The organism is Odoribacter sp. (assembly GCF_985060555.1).
Genome location: NZ_CFKYFN010000018.1, coordinates 25196 through 43219 on the forward strand (window position 1 = coordinate 25196; position 18024 = coordinate 43219).

Consider the following 18024-nt stretch of genomic DNA (forward strand, 5'->3'; position numbering starts at 1 on the left):
TTATTGGTAAAGCTGATAAAGTTGTGTTTTCACTGTCTGAAGTTTATAAAGTGGATCGTATTCTTCGGAGGATTATACCAAACCTCATTTCTAACGATCGTTCTGCGGCCGTAAATAAAACGCCCGCAGGGGTATCGACTTTATAAATTTTATGAACTAAGCTTTATCGGTACGATAAAATTCTGTCCGGTTTATCAGAAGGGTATCTCCCTGATATTTAGAAAACTATACTGTAAAAGGAGAGGCTCGGCCGGCCAAGGCTGATATATAACAGGCTGTATGAAGTTTTTCCTGATAATAACTATCGGAATCACATTGTTGCTCTGCTTCAGAAGATAAGAATTCAAGAATATTGGAAACAAGAAACAACGAGAGGCTAAAATGATGATAGGCTCCTTCTTCGCTCTGATGTTCTACATTTTGGCCCCGGTTGATCTGGGTTTGAAAAAGATTTTTTACACACCGATGATTGCTACTGCCTGTGTCATGACTGTGCTCTTCGTTTTCTCCTTCATCCTGGCAGTGAGCGGTTGCGAAACAGATATATTCGTTGTGATGATGATGTGGAAATACAACAAAAGCAAGCATCACTATGCTGGCCATAGAAAGAAGCGTTATTGCTGTAAATTTCCTGATCATCCGAATCTTATATTTTGCACAAATATAATAGATGAGAATGGTTTGTGCAAAGGTTTTCATAGATTTCTCTGAATAACGGCTTTATCTGCCGATTGATAAAGACGTTTCCATTAGTAAAGTCCGGGGTCCGGGCTTTACTTCTGATGCATATCGAGGAATCCCCGAATCATCATTTCAGCGCTGGCTGGATTGGTCGCGATAGGTACGTTGTGAACGTCACATACCCGCATTAACATTTGTACATCCGGTTCGTGTGGGTGTTTACCCAGCGGATCCCGAAAGAAAATTACCATCGCAATTTGGTGTTCAGCTACCAATGCGGCAATCTGAGCATCACCTCCCAACGGCCCTGATAGTAAGCGTTCAACTTCCAAACCTGCATCCTGTGCATGTTTCCCTGTAGTTCCGGTAGCTACGATTTCTGTACCTACGGATTTCAGAAAGTCCATGTGTCTGTTCAGGAAAGCTACCATTTCGGCTTTTTTTCCATCATGTGCAATTACTGCAATTTTCATAATTTAAAAGTTATTATTTTTTAACTCTACGAAATTACAAATTTTATTACATAAAATAAGTCCTTCCGGTAAAAATATTTGCGGAGTCGATTTCGGTGAGCACCTATTCTAATTGGAATTTCGGTGCTATATGACCGATAATCGAATCGGTATCCTGAAAAAATCGGGTATAGAGCAAAGAATCCTGGCTGGCGAGGATTCGGTGGGCTTCCGGTTCGGGGATGACATAATAACGTCTTTTCCCATCTTCCAGCGGACGATAGACATAGTTACTGAGGGTTTGCATCCGGTAACGGGTTTTCCCGTTTTGGCGGTAAAGAGTGAGGTGAACTCCCAAGCCTCCGTTTGTATATCGTTTACTTTGGTTGGATACAAAATTTCCTAAAGAGAAGACAGTAACACCCAGTGTGTCCTGTTCGTGTTGAATATAGCTTATCGGTTGGATGACGTGTGGGTGTGAACCGATGACGATGTCGGCTCCCCGTTCGTGCAACCAGGAAGAAAGTTTTTTTTGAGTTGCATTCGGAGCTGTAAAATACTCTTCACCCCAGTGCATGACTGCAATGATATTGGTAACCGTGTCTAAAAGGGCCTTTTCGATTTGGCGGGCCATATGAAAGGTATCGATCATGGAAACGACCTGGCCGTGGGTTACCGGAATACCGTTAGTCCCATAAGTATAACTGATCAGGGCAATCTTGAATTTTCCCTGGCGAATATAAAGGGGAGAACGGGTAAGCCAAGCCGTTGTATCGGTAAAGGTACCGGTATGGGGGAATTGCAGGGAATCCAGATAGTATATGGTTTTAGCTATACCGCGATGTCCTTTGTCGCAGGAATGATTGTTATTGGTGGTCAGGATGTCGACTCCACATGCTTTTAAATCACGGGCAAGTTGCCAGGGAGCACAAAATTGAGGATAACCACTATACCCCCTGTCGGATAAAGTCGTTTCCAGATTGGCGATGACATAATCGGCTTTTTGCCAATAAGGAGTGATGTACTGAAAACAGGGCAGATAGTCGTAATCAGCTGTCTCTGCATTCCAGGCCCCGCTGATCTGAGGTTCGTGTTGCATGACGTCTCCGAAGAAAAAAAAGCTCAGGCTATCCAATTCCGGACTATTATCCCGGTATAACCAGGGTTGGGCTAAAGCCGGGATATATCCTGAAATCAGAAAAACCAACAGGAAATGTTTCATACTATATAAGCGGATAAAATGAAAAAAAGAGACAAAAATATCGGTTGGATCTTTGTCTCTTTTTATAGCAGGAATCGGAATCCTGTACTTATTTTGTTAAATCAAAACTGAAATCTGCTTCTGCAGGAGGAGTACATTGTCCGCCGGAGCAAGACATATATTCTACATAACCCACTAATTTAGCTTTTGCGCTGGTTACCTTGACCCGTTGAACAAAAGTAGCGGCATTGATAAAATATTTCAGATCCATATCGAACGCTTCGCTATGTTCGGTCAGAGCTTTCTCTGTCGCTTTGAATTCACCTACCAGTTCGATACCGCTGGTTTCATCTTCATCCATATTGAAGGTGGTTGGCAGAGGTCCGCCTTCGGGAAGTTTCGTGTCGTATAAATGCCATCCGCCGTCTACAGTAGCTTTGCAGATGATATCATATACTCCGTCACTCACTTTTTTCTGGGTGATTTGCCATTTTACGGGTTTTAAAACCTGAGCTGTCAGTCCTGTTGTAAATGCTGCGAACAGTACCATTATAACCAATATCTTCTTCATTTTTTCAAAAATTAATTGTTTTGTTTTTATCTATCACAAAGTAAAGAAATAATCCCTGATAAGCAGTGTTAGACAGGTGTTAAATGTTCCTTAATTAATGATTAACAAAATAGAGAGCGGCAAGCAATATGGAAATCGTTTGTCGCTCGTCCGATATATTTAAAGTGTTTTTTTCACTTCCACTTCCTGGTATCCTTCGATCATGTCTCCGACCCGGATGTCGTTGTAGTTCTCGATATTCAGACCACATTCGAATCCTTTGGTTACTTCCTTTACATCGTCCTTAAAACGTTTCAAAGAACCCAAAACACCGGTGTAAATAACGATACCTTCGCGGATAACCCGGATTTTCGCTGTACGGGTGATCTTGCCGTCACGGACGATACAACCGGCGATGGTACCCACTTTGGAGATTTTGAAGGTTTCCAAAACTTCGACCGTTGCAATGATTTCTTCTTTGATTTCCGGAGAAAGCATACCTTCCATAGCTGATTTCAATTCTTCGATCGCCTGGTAGATGACAGAATAAAGCCGGATATCTATCTGTTCTTTTTCAGCCAGTTTACGGGCGCCCATAGACGGACGTACCTGGAACCCGACGATGATTGCATTCGAGGCTGCAGCCAGTAGTACATCTCCTTCTGTAATCTGTCCGACAGCTTTGTGAATGATGTTCACCTGGATCTCATCTGTAGACAGCTTGATCAGTGAATCGGACAACGCTTCGATAGAACCGTCGACGTCGCCTTTAACAATCACATTCAATTCCTGGAAATTACCGATAGCGATACGGCGTCCGATTTCGTCCAGAGTGATGTGTTTCTGAGTACGCAGACCTTGTTCACGCTGGAGCTGTTCCCGTTTATTGGCAAGTTGCCGCGCTTCTTTCTCGTTCCCCATTACATTGAATTTGTCACCTGCCTGTGGAGCACCGTTCAAACCTAATATTAAAGCCGGTTCGGAAGGACCTGCCTTCTCCATTTTTTCTCCCCGTTCGTTGAACATGGCTTTGACGTGTCCGAAATACTGGCCGGCAAGCACAATATCACCTACTTTAAGCGTTCCGGATTGTACGAGCACTGTAGCTACATATCCACGTCCTTTGTCCAAAGACGATTCGATGATAGAACCGGTAGCTTTCTTATGAGGATTGGCTTTCATATCCAGAAGTTCGGCTTCTAACAATACCTTCTCCAGCAACTCTTCGATATTTAAGCCTTTCTTAGCTGCGATTTCCTGACATTGGTATTTTCCTCCCCATTCTTCCACCAGATAATTCATATTGGCCAGTTCTTCCCGGATTTTGTCCGGATTCGCTCCCGGTTTATCTATTTTGTTGATGGCAAACACAATAGGTACTCCCGCAGCACTGGCGTGGTTGATCGCCTCGATGGTTTGAGGCATGACGTTATCGTCGGCAGCGACGATGATGATAGCGATATCGGTCACTTGAGCACCACGGGCACGCATCGCTGTAAATGCTTCGTGCCCCGGAGTATCCAGGAAAGTGATCGTCCGGCCGTCACTCAATTTTACATTGTAAGCTCCGATATGCTGTGTGATACCACCGGCTTCACCTGCGATGACATTGGTTTTACGAATACTATCCAATAAAGAGGTTTTACCATGGTCGACGTGCCCCATAACAGTGACAATCGGCGGACGTGGCAACAGGTTCTCTTCGGAATCTTCTTCCTCTTCGTCGATGGCTTCCTGAATTTCAATGCTTACAAATTCAACCGAATAGCCGAATTCATCGGCAACAATATTGATCGTTTCTGCATCCAAGCGTTGGTTGATAGATACAAAAAGTCCGAGCGACATACAAGCAGAGATAACCTCTGTCACACTAATATTCATCATGGTTGCCAATTCGGCTACCGTCACGAATTCCGTTAGTTTCAGAATGCTCTTTTCCTTTTCTTCTTGTTCCAGTTCGGCCTGTAACTTTTGCTGTGCAGCATCCCGCTTATCCCGACGGTGTTTTGCAGTCTGTGATTTTCCTTTGCTTCCTAAGCGGGCAAAAGTATCTTTGATTTGCTTGTCGATATCTTCATCGGAGATTTCAGTCTTTTCGTTTTTCTTTTTCTTCAGCTTTTTCAGTTTCCGCTTATTTTCTTCAATTTTGGCATTTTTGGCCGGAATGGTAGCTGCTTCCACCTGAATTTTTTCATCCTGACGATGAATTCTTTTCCGTTTTTTACGGATATCTGCATCCTCTTCTCCCTTATTAACGATATCTGTCGATGGGCTTGCTACCGGCTGTTCGGTTTTAGCGGCCGATACGAAAGGCTTGTTGGCTTTTTTCTGTTCACGGCGATCCCGTTCCCGTTCCTGTTTACTTTTTTTCGGAGGTCTGGTACGTTGGTTGATGGCGTCCAGGTCGATTGTACCCACTACTTTTACATCTTTCAGCGCAGGTTGTGCTACTTTGAAAGGAGTGGATTCGGAAGACTCTTCCATTTGTACGGAAATTTCGGGCTCCACTTCTGGTGTTACTTTTCTTTCTTCTTCCTGAGTTTCTTCTACTTCAACCCGGGTTACTTTCGGTTCTTCCACTTTTTCGGTTATTTCTTCCTGAGTTTCTCTTTTCGGTTGTTCAACCTTTGCTTCTACCGGTTCCGGTTGTGTTTTTTTCTCCGGATTCAGATCGATATGATCGACAATCTTAATTTTATTTTCGAATCTCACTTCATCTTTAATCGAAATGAATTCCTCTTCCTCTTCTTCTGTATCTTCGTTTCCTGAAGAGATGTTGCCAGCGTTGTCTATTGTGACAGTCTCTTTTTTCTTTCTGGTATTTTTCAGATCAACCAGAGAGGACTCTTTTTTTACCTGGCTGTCAGATGAAAATTCTTTTGCAACCAAAGCATAATCTTCATCCGTTAACTTTGCATTCGGATCTGAGGATATTTTGATCCCCTTACTGTGCAGGAACTCTACAATAGTAGATAAACCTACGTTAAATTCTCGGGCTATTTTACTTAATCTTACTGCCATATTGAGATTACAAATTTACAAGCGTTAATACAGAATTATTCAAATTCTGCTTTTAAAATATTGAGAACCTCACGTATGGTCTCAATTTCAAGGTCTGTCCGGCTTTCCAGTTCTGACTCGCTGAGTTCTAATACACTCTTGGCAGTGTCACAGCCGACACGTTTCAGTTCGTCGATCACCCAACCTTCGATTTCATCGGCGAATTCATCCAGATTGACATCTTCTTCCTGGGCTTGATCGAGTTCGCGATATACGTCGATATCGTAACCGGTCAGCTGACTGGCCAATTTGATGTTCAATCCACCTTTACCGATAGCCAGTGATACTTCTTCCGGATCGAGGTAGACATTTGCTTTTTTATGGGCTTCGTCGATTTCGATATTTTTGATCTTAGCCGGATTTAAAGCACGAGTGATGTAGAGTTGTAAATTATTGGTATAATTGATCACATCGATATTTTCATTTCTCAACTCTCTGACAATACCATGTATTCTCGAACCTTTCATACCCACACAAGCACCCACCGGATCGATACGGTCGTCGTAGGATTCTACGGCAACTTTGGCTCTCTCTCCCGGTACCCGGACTACGTTCTTGATCGTGATCAGACCGTCGAAAATTTCAGGTACTTCGTTTTCAAATAATCTTTCCAGGAATACCGGAGAAGTTCTCGATAAGATAATGTAAGGATTGGAATTCCGCATTTCTACCCGAATGACCACGGCTTTGATGGAATCTCCTTTTTTGAAAAAGTCTGTCGGGATTTGTTCCTGTTTGGGTAAAATCAATTCATTGCCTTCGTCATCCAGGACCAGCATTTCTTTTTTCCATACCTGATAGACTTCACCCAAAATGATTTGTCCGACTTTATCCTTATATTTATTGTAAACATTGTCTTTCTCCAATTCCAGAATACGGGCGGAGAGATTCTGCCGTAAAGCTAATACAGAACGGCGGCCGAAGTCTTTGAATTTTACTTCATCCGTAACTTCTTCTCCGAGTTCATAATCTTCATCGATTTTTTTCGCTTCGGTTAAAGTAATCTCGCTATTGGGATTTTCCAGTTTGTCATCTTCTACAACAGTACGATTCCGCCAGATTTCGAGGTCACCTTTGTCGATGTTGATGATGATGTCAAAATTTTCATCCGTACCATATCTTTTCAACAGCATATTTCTGAAAATATCTTCCAATACTCTCATCAATGTGGCCCGGTCTATGTTTTTGAATTCTTTAAATTCAGCGAATGAATCTATCAGATTAATATTTTCCATTTCGACTTTTTAGCTTTTATTTTTATTGATTATTTATTTTATCTGTTTTTCCGGTTCAAAATTTCACGATATCTTTGATTTCTTTGATGTCGTTTCGGACAATTGTCCGCTCTGTTTTTACCAATTGTTTCCGTTTGCTTCCTTCGATGATTTTTTTCTCTTCCTGTTCGATGACAATTTCTTCCGGGGTGAAACGAAGTAATATACCATTTAGTTTGGTATGGTCGTTCAGCTTTATTTCGACACTTTTACCCAGATTTTTTTGATATTGTTGCTCCACTTTGAAAGGATAACCTAGTCCGGCACTGGATACGGTCAATTCGAAATCCTCTTCATCCCGGTTGAGTGAAGATTCGATCTCCCGGCTGACGGCGATACAAGTCTGTATGTTGACTCCTTCCAGAGCATCGACAAAGACTTCGATAACATTGTCTTTAGAAATCTTCAATTCGACCAGAAATAAATGGTGTTCTGTCAGAACCGGTTCTATGAGGTGTTTGATTTCTTCCGTTTTCATCTCTTTGTTTTGCGATTGATACAAAAGAGAGGGGACATCCGTCCCCTCTCTTTGGCTTTAAACCTCTGCAAATATACGACTTAATTATTAAAATACAAAATAATCGCGGGATAAATAGGGCAAAAGTTTATAAATCTGGTTTAAACTACCGTTTTTAGTTACAACGGTTAAACTTGACTGCTGAAACCTTTGTAATCGTTGAAACTCCTGTAACTATTTCAATCGTAGTTTTAAATAGATCGGTGTCGCTTCGTTTTTGTTATATCCTCCGGATAGCTGATCTTTATAGTTTGAAGAGGAGATAAGTGGTTGTTAATTATGAGGTTGATTCAATGGGGAATATGTTTCATTTTTCTTAAAATTGAAACATATTCGTAATATTTTTATGAGTTACAAATAAAATTTGTAAGTTTGCCGAAATTTTTGAAATATGGAATTCAAGGCGAAAGATATTGCTGCATTATTAAAAGGTGTAGTTGAAGGGGATGGGGAAGTGATGGTTAATAATGTATCTAAAATTGAAGAAGGAAAGCCCAATACATTGGCCTTTCTGGCAAATCCCAAATATGAACACTATATTTATACGACAGCTGCTTCTGTCGTTTTGGTGAATCATGACTTTTCTCCTGTACAGCAGGTACCCTGTACCTTAATCCGGGTGCCTTCGGCTTATGAAGCGATCGCTTCTTTGTTGCAGATGTACGATAGTATGCGTTCCCGGCCGACAGGTATCGAACAACCTTCTTATGTCGGTGAAGGGGCGGTTATCGGTGAAGCTCCTTATGTGGGAGCTTTTGCTTATATCGGTAAAGGGGCGAAAATCGGTAATGATGTAAAAATCTATCCTCAGGTTTATATCGGTGAGGGTGTTGTGATCGGTGATCATACGACGATCTATGCCGGGGCAAAAATCTATTATGGCTGTGTGATCGGTAGTGGATGTACGATCCATGCCGGAACGGTGATCGGCGCAGATGGTTTTGGTTTTGCTCCCAATGGGGATAATTATAATAAAGTGCCACAGATTGGTAATGTCGTTATTGAAGATAATGTGGAGATTGGTGCCAATGCTTGTATTGACCGGGCAACTATGGGGTCTACCCGTATAAAAAAAGGCGTAAAACTGGATAATCTGGTTCAGATCGCTCACAATGTGGTGGTGGGAGAAAATACGGTGATGGCGGCTCAGTGTGGCATTGCCGGAACAACTAAGGTGGGTGCGCATTGTATGTTCGGCGGACAGGTCGGTATTGCCGGACATCTCAGGATTGAAGACAAGACGATGCTTGCCGCTCAATCCGGGGTTACGAACGATGTCCCCGAAGGATCCGTATTTATGGGAGCACCTGCTTTCGATGTTTCGAAATATCGGAAATGTTATGTGCTGTTCAGAAAATTACCTGAATTATACGGGCAGCTCCGGGATTTGGAAAAAGAAATACAAACATTAAAGTCAAAACAATAATGTCAGTGAAACAAAACACATTAAAAGGAGAATTTTCATTAAAAGGCAAAGGTTTGCATACGGGTAAAGAAGTATGTGCTACCTTTAAGCCGGCAGCGGAAAATACCGGATATAAAATTGTCAGAGTCGATCTCGAAGAGAAAACCGAGATTCCGGCACTGGCGAAATATATTGAATTGGTAGATCGCGCCAGTTGTCTGCAAAAAGACGGAGCCAAAGTATATACTTTAGAGCATGCTATGGCTGCTTTATACGGTTGCGGTATAGATAACTGTGTGATCGAACTGTCGGGAGAAGAATTTCCGATTTTGGATGGGAGTGCCCGTTATTATGTGGAAGAGATTCAAAAAGTTGGGATTGAAGAGCAACAAGCAGAACGCCGTTATTTTTCAGTAAAGAAAAAAATGGAATTTTATTGCGAAGCTTCGGATACCCGCATTACATTATTGCCGGATGATACGTATTCTATCAATACCATGGTAGCTTACGATTCTCCTTATCTGGCGATGCAGTTCGCTTCTTATTCGGAAGCTTCTACTGATTTTGCGAAAGAGATCGCCCCTTGCCGTACTTTTGTATTTCTGCGGGAAGTGGAAATGTTGCTGGCCAATAATCTGATTAAAGGAGGAGATTTGAGTAATGCGATCGTTATCGTCGACCGTAAGATGGATCAGCCCGAAATCGATCGTTTGGCTAAATTGTTCGGTTACGGGAATATTCAGATTAAAGAAGGTGTTCTCAATAATCTGGAACTTTATTTCGATAATGAGCCTGCCCGTCATAAATTATTGGACGTTATCGGTGATCTGGCTTTATGTGGCCGTTTTATCAAAGGCCGGGTGATTGCTGAGAGACCCGGACATAAAGCAAATACTTCTATGGCCAAGATGATCTATAAAGAAATTCTGGCTGAAGAGAAAGACGATGCTTATCCTATAGATCTGGATTTAGATGCCACTCCGCTGATGGACATCAATAAGATCCGTACTTTACTGCCTCACCGCCCACCGTTTTTATTGGTCGATAAGATTTATAAAGTAACTGAAAACATGGTGATCGGTTGCAAGAATGTGACCATGAACGAGCCTCATTTTGTCGGACATTTTCCTGATGAGCCGGTGATGCCGGGCGTGTTGATTGTGGAAGCGATGTCGCAATGTGGTGGTATATTGGTGCTGAGTGGAGTGCCTGATCCCGAAAACTATTCGACTTATTTTATGAAGATCGACGGGGTGAAATTCCGGAATAAAGTAGTGCCCGGTGACACACTGGTCTTCAAATTAATCACTACAGCACCTATAAAAAGAGGTATCGTGCAGATGAAGGGATATGCTTATGTTGGAAAAAAACTGGTTTGTGAAGGAGAATTTATGGCTCAGGTCGCAAAAACCAAAAACTTATAATTATATTTGCAGGCTGAAATTTTTTATTCAGGTAATATAGTATTCATTAAATAATAAACGAATGAAACAACCGTTAGCATATGTTCATCCGGAAGCTCAGGTTGCTGATAATGTGGTGATAGAACCCTTTGTGACGATTGATAAAAATGTGGTGATAGAAGAAGGTACGCGGATCGGATCGAATGTAACTATTCTGGAAGGTGCCCATATCGGTAAGAATTGTAAAATTTTTCCGGGAGCAGTGATCGCTGCTGTACCCCAGGATTTGAAATTCAGAGGTGAAAAGACCATTGTAAAAATCGGAGATAATACGACTATCCGCGAATGTGTGACTGTTAATCGGGGCACTGCTGCTAAGGGAGTTACTGAAATCGGGGATAATTGTTTGATTATGGCTTATGCCCATATCGCTCATGACTGTAAGATCGGTAATAATTGTATCATCACCAATGCCTGTCAGTTGGCGGGTGAAGTGGTCGTAGACGATTTTGCGATTCTGGGAGGAATGACCGCTGTCCATCAGTTTGTGCATATCGGCAAACATGTGATGATCCAGGGAGGCTCTTTGATTGGAAAAGATGTACCTCCTTATGTAAAAGCCGGCCGTTTACCGCTTTCATATGTCGGAGTAAATTCTATCGGTTTGCGCCGTCGGGAGTTTTCAAACGAGAAAATTAATGAAATCCAGGATATTTACCGCATTCTTTATCAATCGGGTCTTAACAACTCCGATGCTATCGAAAGAATAGAAGCTGAAATGCCTGCTTCCAGAGAAAGGGATGAAATTATCATGTTTGTCCGCAACAGTAAGCGGGGAATCATGAAGGGATATATGGGATAATAGGAAAAAGAGGGTGAAGTCACCCTCTTTTTTCATAATAGAATTTCTTTTAGGACACATTGGAGTGAATTGTTCGAGCCGAACAATGCTTCTAAAGTGTATTTGTTGTCTGAAGTCTTCTGGAGGCATTCGGATAATATGTATTTTTACCCTATTATTTTTTATTATCGGGAATTATTGTGAGTTTCTGTTTCCCGGTAATTATGATAGTGTAAATTTATCAGCTACATTTTCCTCTTAGATATGAAGCAAAACAATCCGGAATACTGTTTTCCTATTTTCAGAGATGTTATCGATCAAATCAGAGATCAGAATTATGTCTCACAAAAATAGCATGCAATTTTATTTCAAATTACATGCTTTTTGATAGGTTTTGGGAAGCTATAAAAAAAACTCCCGTTTCCGGGAGTCTTGTAATTTAAAGTTTCGGTCCTGCAGCAACCAGAGCTTTACCGGCAGCATTACCCTCAAATTTCTTGAAGTTTTTGATGAACCGTTCTGAAAGATCTTTTGCTTTGGTTTCCCATTCGCTTGCGTTAGCATAAGTATCGCGGGGATCGAGGATTTTCGGATCTACGCCCGGCAGAGCGGTCGGAACAACGAAATCAAAGAACGGGATCGTTTTGGTCGGAGCTTTATCGATAGAACCGTCCAGGATGGCATCGATGATACCACGGGTATCTTTAATAGAAATACGTTTGCCGGTACCGTTCCATCCGGTGTTTACTAAATAAGCTTTAGCACCTGATTTTTCCATTTTCTTTACCAGCTCTTCTGCATATTTGGTGGGATGCAGTGATAAGAAAGCAGCTCCGAAACAAGCAGAGAAAGTCGGTGTCGGCTCGGTAATTCCACGCTCTGTTCCTGCCAATTTTGCGGTAAATCCGGACAGGAAATAATATTTTGTCTGTTCTGCGTTCAGGATGGATACCGGAGGCAATACTCCGAATGCGTCGGCTGACAAGAAGATAACCTGTTTGGCTGCCGGGCCTTTAGATACCGGTTTGACGATATTCTTGATGTGATAGATCGGATAAGAAACACGGGTGTTTTCAGTTACCGATTTGTCGTTGAAATCGATCTTGCCGTTTGCATCTACAGTTACGTTCTCCAACAGGGCGTCACGTTTGATGGCGTTGTAGATATCCGGTTCGCTGTCTTTGTCCAGATTGATTACTTTTGCATAGCAACCGCCTTCGTAGTTGAACACACCTTCGTCATCCCAACCGTGTTCGTCATCCCCGATCAACAAACGTTTCGGGTCGGTCGATAAAGTGGTTTTACCGGTTCCGGACAGACCGAAGAAAATAGCTGTGTTTTTACCTTCCAGATCGGTGTTTGCCGAGCAGTGCATAGAAGCGATACCACGTAACGGATTCAGGTAATTCATGATAGAGAAAATACCTTTTTTCATTTCTCCGCCGTACCAGGTATTCAGTATCACCTGCTCATTGGTTCTTAGGTTGAATACAGTTGCTGTTTCTGAATTCAGACCCAGTTCTTTGTAGTTGTCTACTTTAGCTTTAGCAGCATTGAAAGAAACGAAATCCGGTTCGCCGTAGTTGGCCAATTCTTCCTCGGTAGGACGGATAAACATATTCTTTACGAAATGAGCCTGCCACGCAACTTCCATGATGAAACGAACTTTCAAACGAGTACCTGCGTTTGCTCCGCAGAAAGTATCGACAACGTATAATTTTTTACCTGATAATTCTTTAACAGCTTTTGCTTTCAGATCGGCCCAAGCTTCTTCGCTACAAGGTTTGTTGTCGTTTTTGTATTCTTCTGAAGTCCACCAAACAGTTTTTTCACTGGCTTCATTTTTTACAAAGAATTTATCTTTAGGAGAACGACCGGTATAAATACCTGTCATTACGTTTACAGCACCCAATTCGGTTACCTGGCCTTTTTCATATCCGGTTAAAGAGGGATCGGTTTCGGCTTTGAATAATTCCTCGTAAGAAGGATTGTGAAGGATTTCTTTCACATCGGTAATGCCATACTTGCTTAAATCTAATTTTGACATAGTAGTAAATTTATATTAAACGATTTATTAATACTTTTTTTCCGTAATAACTTCACAAAAGTAAGAAAGTTTTCTTATTAAAAATCTCTTACTACTCATTAAATGCCAGCTTTAACATTTATTAAATGTTAAAACGATAGCGTTCGGCTGCTAACTGAACATACTTGTCTTTATAATTCCGGTTGACAACAGTACGAAAGTAATCTTTAGATATTTTGTCACTCTCTTTATTTAAAATGAGGTATCTGGCAAGGGCTGTCATGATTGCCAGCTGCATGAACGGGTTTTCTGAATTGAGCCATTCTTCCGCTAATTCAAGTAAATCCGGGCGTTTATATAAATAAAGCGAACCTAAATAACCGGCAATTTCAAAATGGAGACAGTGAGGTGCTAATTGCGTAATTTTTTCTTTATTTAAATCTTGAGGGAAAAGCAGGCAGGCCACGATTTGCTCTTCTCTTTGTCCTTGATTCCATAACAAAAGGGCCAATTTTTCATCGGGCGGATAAGCTGCTGACAATTCTTTCAGGGAAACGTAACTGGCACCGATCTGATGATCGGTATTAGCGCCGATGTCTTGCAGGCTATCGATCGTCCCTCCGCTTTGAAGACGACGGATACGTGAAAGTATTTGCTGAAAAACTGCGTTCGTATGTGGGTCTATAATACTGAAATCCATGTTTTACTGTCTTTTTTCACTTATTGGTCATCAAATATCCCAGTCCAGCAAAAAGTATGCCTAAAATGAGGCTCAGTCCGATATTTAATGAAAATAAACCATATGCCTTATTGCTTAGTAATTGCAGATTTTCGAATGAGAAGGTGGAAAAGGTAGTAAAACTACCACAGAATCCTACGGTAAAAAAGAGACGATAGACCGGAGCAGGATGGGAAGTGAAAAAACCACTTAACAAACCGAGTAAGAAACAACCGGCGATATTTACAATAAAAGTTCCCCAAGGGAAGCTTGAGGGAAATAGGTGCCGGCTCCACTCAGAGATAAAATAACGTGAAACCCCTCCGACGATAGAACCCAGGCCTACAAAAATTATGTTTTGCCACATGATTTCTTTTTTTACAAAGTAAAAAAAATTAAAGAAGATTCTGAAATAAAACCGGATAAAATAAAAAATGTTTATATTTATTCGCCTTATAAATTGTAGAATAAGAATGTTTAAAGCTGTGAAAATGAAACGATTGAAGTTCTTGTTGCTGAGTTTTGTTTTGGGATGTGCTATGCTTGCCGGAGCTCAGACACCGGAAGTATTTCCTTTATGGCCCCAGGGAGTAAAAGAGAATAATGGCATTAAAGTGGACCGTACGGTAGATGATCAGGGCGGAATTTCGAACAATAGTACAGCAGAACTGTTGGTTTTTCATCCTGATCCTGCTAAAAATACGGGCAAGGCTGTTTTGATTTGTCCGGGAGGTGGTTATACTTATCTGGCTATGGGATATGAAGGTGAAGAATTTGCGCAGTGGCTGGTGAAGCAGGGGATTACAGGTATCGTATTGAAATATCGGATGCCTAACCAACATGATCGTATACCGATGACCGATGCTTTGCGTGCGATGAAGTGGGTAAGGAGCCGTAGTGAGGAATGGGGTATCGATCCGGCGAAAGTTGGAATTGCCGGATTTTCTGCAGGCGGGCATTTGGCCTCTACCGTGTCGACGCATTTCGATAGTGGAAAGAGCGGAACTACCGACCGTTTGGAGCAATATAGTTCCCGGCCTGATTTTCAGATTCTTTTTTATCCAGTGATCTCCATGACTGCCGGGTTGACACATAGCGGTTCTCGTGAAGCTCTGTTGGGTAAGAATCCTTCTGCCGAAGCTATTGCACAATACTCGAACGAACAACATGTTACTGCCAAGACCCCACCTGCACTTTTATTTCATAGCGATGACGATACAGTGGTGCCTTCGATGAATAGTGTCGTATTTTATCAGGCTTTGAAAAAGAATAAAGTGCCTGCTGTATTGTATATTTTTGATAAAGGCGGGCATGGCTGGGGAATGCGGAATAATTTCGAATACCATAATCAGTGGACTAATTTGTTGGCCAATTGGCTGAAAAAGATCTGAGCCCTGAAATTTTGAACTGCCGGGTTGGGGGAGAAAGTTCCGTTGGCTTTTATTTCAATCGTTTATTGCGTAACAAAAACTGATTTATTGCGTTATATAGCCATACATAAATAAAGTCTAATTGTTAAAATATTTATTATGGCTGCTAATATTGGTTTAAATGAAGGTATGGTGAGAGCCAGCAAAACAGTATTGAATAATTTGCTGTCCGACCATTTTGTGTTATTGGCAAAGACGTGGAATTACCATTGGAATGTCAAAGGGGTAAGTTTTCATTCTTACCATGTTTTCATGGAAGATTTGTATAATGGGTTGATTGAAGATATTGATGCTATTGCAGAACGTATCCGTTCTTTGGACGAACGTCCCATCGGTTCGTTGGCCGGTTATCTGGAGCACAACCGCATTAAAGAACATTGTGAATCGGAACCTCTGCCTGAAGCTAAACAGATGTTGGCTATCCTGAGTCAGGACAATGATACGTTAATTCGTGAAATCCGTAAGGACATCGAACAACTCGAGAAAGAAGAGGATACCGATGATGCCGGTACGACAAATTTCCTGGAAGATATGATCGAGAAAAAGGAAAAAACGGCTTGGATGATCCGGGCATATCTGGAGAAATAATTGTTTGATTGTATTGTTGTATATAAAAAGGTAGAAGTTACCGTACGGGGGGCTTTTACCTTTTTTGTTTTTAAGGAAGAATTGACAACAGTTCCGGTGAAATTGCCATCTCCCGGATTGACCATGGCTATTGTACAGGCTCCTGGTCCTGACCAATCCTGGCTTTTTTTATTTCATCCCTCCGTTTTATACGTTTGTCAAAGAAGCGGATATTAGTTTTATATCGGCAAGTTTGTACGGGAACTGTTTTCCGGACGGAAACTTGGATACTTCCCTTATCCGCATGCAGGCTTTTGGTCCGATGTCCCTTACGAATTGTTGATATTCATAAGCGCACCTACGGTGCCGATGAAAAATCTCAATCAGAACCATAGGTGTGCTAATCAAAAAAGGAACGATTCCGTCGATTAGAAAGCTCTAGGGCTGACACGAATCAGTTTGGGAGAACTCTCTTTTCCTGAGCAGGACGATGTTTTCGACGTGATGAGTGTGTGGAAACATGTCGACCGGTTGAACAGCTATAACTTCGTAGGCAGAATCCATCATTTGCAAATCTCTGGCCTGGGTTGCTGAGTTACAGCTGACATAGACAATACGTTCGGGAGAGGCTTGAAGGATCGTTTGGACTACATCCGGATGCATGCCTGCGCGGGGAGGATCGGTGATGATAATATCCGGTTGTCCATGTTTACTTATGAATGAAGCATTCAGCACGTCTTTCATGTCTCCGGCATAAAAAATAGTGTTATCTATGTGGTTGATTGCTGAATTGACTTTAGCATCTTCGATTGCTTCGGGAACATATTCTATACCGATCACTTTCCGGGCCTGACGGGCGATAAAATTGGCGATCGTTCCTGTTCCTGTGTAGAGATCGTAGACAGTTTCCTGCCCGGTTAAACCTGCCAATTCGCGTGTTTTGCTGTACAGATTATAGGCTTGTTCGGAATTAGTCTGATAGAAAGATTTCGGACCGATCTTGAATTTCAGACCTTCCATTTCTTCAAAGATATGATCCCGGCCATGAAAACGGAACATATCCTGATCGGTTAGGTTATCGTTCAGTTTTTCGTTGATCACGTACATCAGGGAGGTGATTTGTGGGAATTGCCGGACAAGCGTTTCCAATAATTGTTCGCGTGCTCCAGTATCTTCATGTCCGAAGGCGAGGATAACCATGATTTCCCCTGTCGAGGCAGTTCGGATGATCAGGGTGCGCAGGAAACCTTGCTGGGCCCGGATATCGTAAAACGAAAGACCTTTTTTCAGGGCATAAGTTTTGATGAAATTCCGGATTTCGTTGGAAGACGATCCTTGCAGGCAGCAATGATCGATATCTACCACTTTGTCGAACAGTCCCGGCACATGAAATCCTAAAGCCGGAGTACGCTCTATATCCGCTTCCCTGCTGATTTCTTCCCGGGTGAGAAAGCGCTTATTCGAAAATGTAAACTCTAGCTTGTTGCGGTAATAGAGTTGGCGGGCAGATCCGATGATCGGATAAACATTTTGTAGTTTTATTTTTCCGATGCGTTGCAAATTGTCGTTGATTTCCTGCTGTTTGAATTCCAGTTGTTTTTCGTAAGGGAGATTTTGCCATTTGCATCCTCCGCAAATGCCGAAATGGGTACAAGCCGGGGCTATACGTAAGGCCGAGAACCGATGGGTATGGGTGACTATGCCTTCCATAAAATTTTTACGTTTTCGGGTGACTTGAACATCAACAATATCTCCCGGAAGCGTATTCGGGACAAATAACACTTTTTCGTCGATATAAGCAATGGATTTACCTTCCGCTGCGATTTTTTGTATTTCTACTTTTTCTAACAATGGTTTTTTACCTCTTCCCACTTGTATTCAGCTTTTATAATGGTTTAT

The 18024-nt window shown here is 41.9% G+C and carries 16 protein-coding genes; 5 read left to right on the top strand and 11 right to left on the bottom strand.

Annotated elements, in window-relative coordinates; genetic code table 11:
- Window positions 1–225 precede the first annotated feature (225 nt).
- From AC5RDS_RS02345 to rimP, 7 genes are all read right to left on the bottom strand, one after another.
- Window positions 226–699, bottom strand: coding sequence for a DUF6769 family protein (locus AC5RDS_RS02345; protein WP_041556644.1), 474 nt, complete (start codon window positions 697–699; stop codon window positions 226–228).
- A 74-nt stretch (window positions 700–773) separates the two neighbouring features.
- The gene (locus AC5RDS_RS02350) at window positions 774–1154 is read right to left on the bottom strand and encodes a methylglyoxal synthase (RefSeq protein ID WP_013612114.1); all 381 of its coding nucleotides are present in this window, start codon (window positions 1152–1154) and stop codon (window positions 774–776) included.
- Window positions 1155–1257: 103 nt separating this feature from the next.
- Window positions 1258–2355 (bottom strand): CapA family protein, encoded by a 1098-nt coding sequence (locus AC5RDS_RS02355; protein ID WP_118104787.1) that lies wholly within the window; start codon window positions 2353–2355, stop codon window positions 1258–1260.
- An 88-nt stretch (window positions 2356–2443) separates the two neighbouring features.
- The gene (locus tag AC5RDS_RS02360) at window positions 2444–2905 is read right to left on the bottom strand and encodes a protein-disulfide reductase DsbD domain-containing protein (protein ID WP_013612112.1); all 462 of its coding nucleotides are present in this window, start codon (window positions 2903–2905) and stop codon (window positions 2444–2446) included.
- A gap of 159 nt (window positions 2906–3064) precedes the next feature.
- Complete coding sequence (infB, locus tag AC5RDS_RS02365) at window positions 3065–5905, bottom strand: translation initiation factor IF-2 (protein WP_013612111.1); 2841 nt, start codon at window positions 5903–5905, stop codon at window positions 3065–3067.
- A gap of 35 nt (window positions 5906–5940) precedes the next feature.
- Window positions 5941–7179 (bottom strand): transcription termination factor NusA, encoded by a 1239-nt coding sequence (gene nusA, locus AC5RDS_RS02370; protein ID WP_013612110.1) that lies wholly within the window; start codon window positions 7177–7179, stop codon window positions 5941–5943.
- Between the two features lie 55 nt (window positions 7180–7234).
- The gene (gene rimP / locus AC5RDS_RS02375) at window positions 7235–7696 is read right to left on the bottom strand and encodes a ribosome assembly cofactor RimP (RefSeq protein WP_013612109.1); all 462 of its coding nucleotides are present in this window, start codon (window positions 7694–7696) and stop codon (window positions 7235–7237) included.
- A gap of 430 nt (window positions 7697–8126) precedes the next feature.
- On the opposite strand from rimP, the gene lpxD reads away from it, so the two are divergent.
- The 3 genes from lpxD (at window position 8127) to lpxA (ending at window position 11405) form a co-directional block, all read left to right on the top strand.
- Entirely contained in the window at window positions 8127–9161 is a 1035-nt protein-coding gene (gene lpxD / locus AC5RDS_RS02380) for a UDP-3-O-(3-hydroxymyristoyl)glucosamine N-acyltransferase (protein WP_118104788.1), read from the top strand.
- Complete coding sequence (locus AC5RDS_RS02385) at window positions 9161–10564, top strand: bifunctional UDP-3-O-[3-hydroxymyristoyl] N-acetylglucosamine deacetylase/3-hydroxyacyl-ACP dehydratase (RefSeq protein WP_013612107.1); 1404 nt, start codon at window positions 9161–9163, stop codon at window positions 10562–10564. The genes lpxD and AC5RDS_RS02385 overlap by 1 nt, the downstream gene beginning before the upstream one ends.
- 61 nt (window positions 10565–10625) lie before the next feature.
- Window positions 10626–11405, top strand: a complete 780-nt coding sequence (gene lpxA, locus AC5RDS_RS02390; protein WP_013612106.1) for an acyl-ACP--UDP-N-acetylglucosamine O-acyltransferase — start codon at window positions 10626–10628, stop codon at window positions 11403–11405.
- A gap of 418 nt (window positions 11406–11823) precedes the next feature.
- Here lpxA and pckA read toward each other — a convergent pair whose 3' ends face one another.
- The 3 genes from pckA to crcB all read right to left on the bottom strand — a co-directional run bounded on the left by pckA (window position 11824) and on the right by crcB (window position 14495).
- Window positions 11824–13431, bottom strand: coding sequence for a phosphoenolpyruvate carboxykinase (ATP) (gene pckA, locus AC5RDS_RS02395; RefSeq protein ID WP_013612105.1), 1608 nt, complete (start codon window positions 13429–13431; stop codon window positions 11824–11826).
- A gap of 121 nt (window positions 13432–13552) precedes the next feature.
- Complete coding sequence (locus tag AC5RDS_RS02400) at window positions 13553–14110, bottom strand: DNA alkylation repair protein (RefSeq protein WP_013612104.1); 558 nt, start codon at window positions 14108–14110, stop codon at window positions 13553–13555.
- Between the two features lie 16 nt (window positions 14111–14126).
- The gene (crcB, locus tag AC5RDS_RS02405; protein WP_013612103.1) at window positions 14127–14495 is read right to left on the bottom strand and encodes a fluoride efflux transporter CrcB; all 369 of its coding nucleotides are present in this window, start codon (window positions 14493–14495) and stop codon (window positions 14127–14129) included.
- 124 nt (window positions 14496–14619) lie between these two features.
- Between crcB and AC5RDS_RS02410 the strand changes: the two genes are divergently transcribed.
- Window positions 14620–15519: an alpha/beta hydrolase gene (locus tag AC5RDS_RS02410; RefSeq protein ID WP_041557303.1), complete on the top strand. Its 900-nt coding sequence runs from the start codon at window positions 14620–14622 to the stop codon at window positions 15517–15519.
- A 138-nt stretch (window positions 15520–15657) separates the two neighbouring features.
- The gene (locus tag AC5RDS_RS02415; protein WP_013612101.1) at window positions 15658–16146 is read left to right on the top strand and encodes a Dps family protein; all 489 of its coding nucleotides are present in this window, start codon (window positions 15658–15660) and stop codon (window positions 16144–16146) included.
- 417 nt (window positions 16147–16563) lie between these two features.
- Here AC5RDS_RS02415 and rlmD read toward each other — a convergent pair whose 3' ends face one another.
- Complete coding sequence (gene rlmD / locus AC5RDS_RS02420) at window positions 16564–17997, bottom strand: 23S rRNA (uracil(1939)-C(5))-methyltransferase RlmD (protein ID WP_118108381.1); 1434 nt, start codon at window positions 17995–17997, stop codon at window positions 16564–16566.
- Between the last annotated feature and the right edge of the window lie 27 nt (window positions 17998–18024).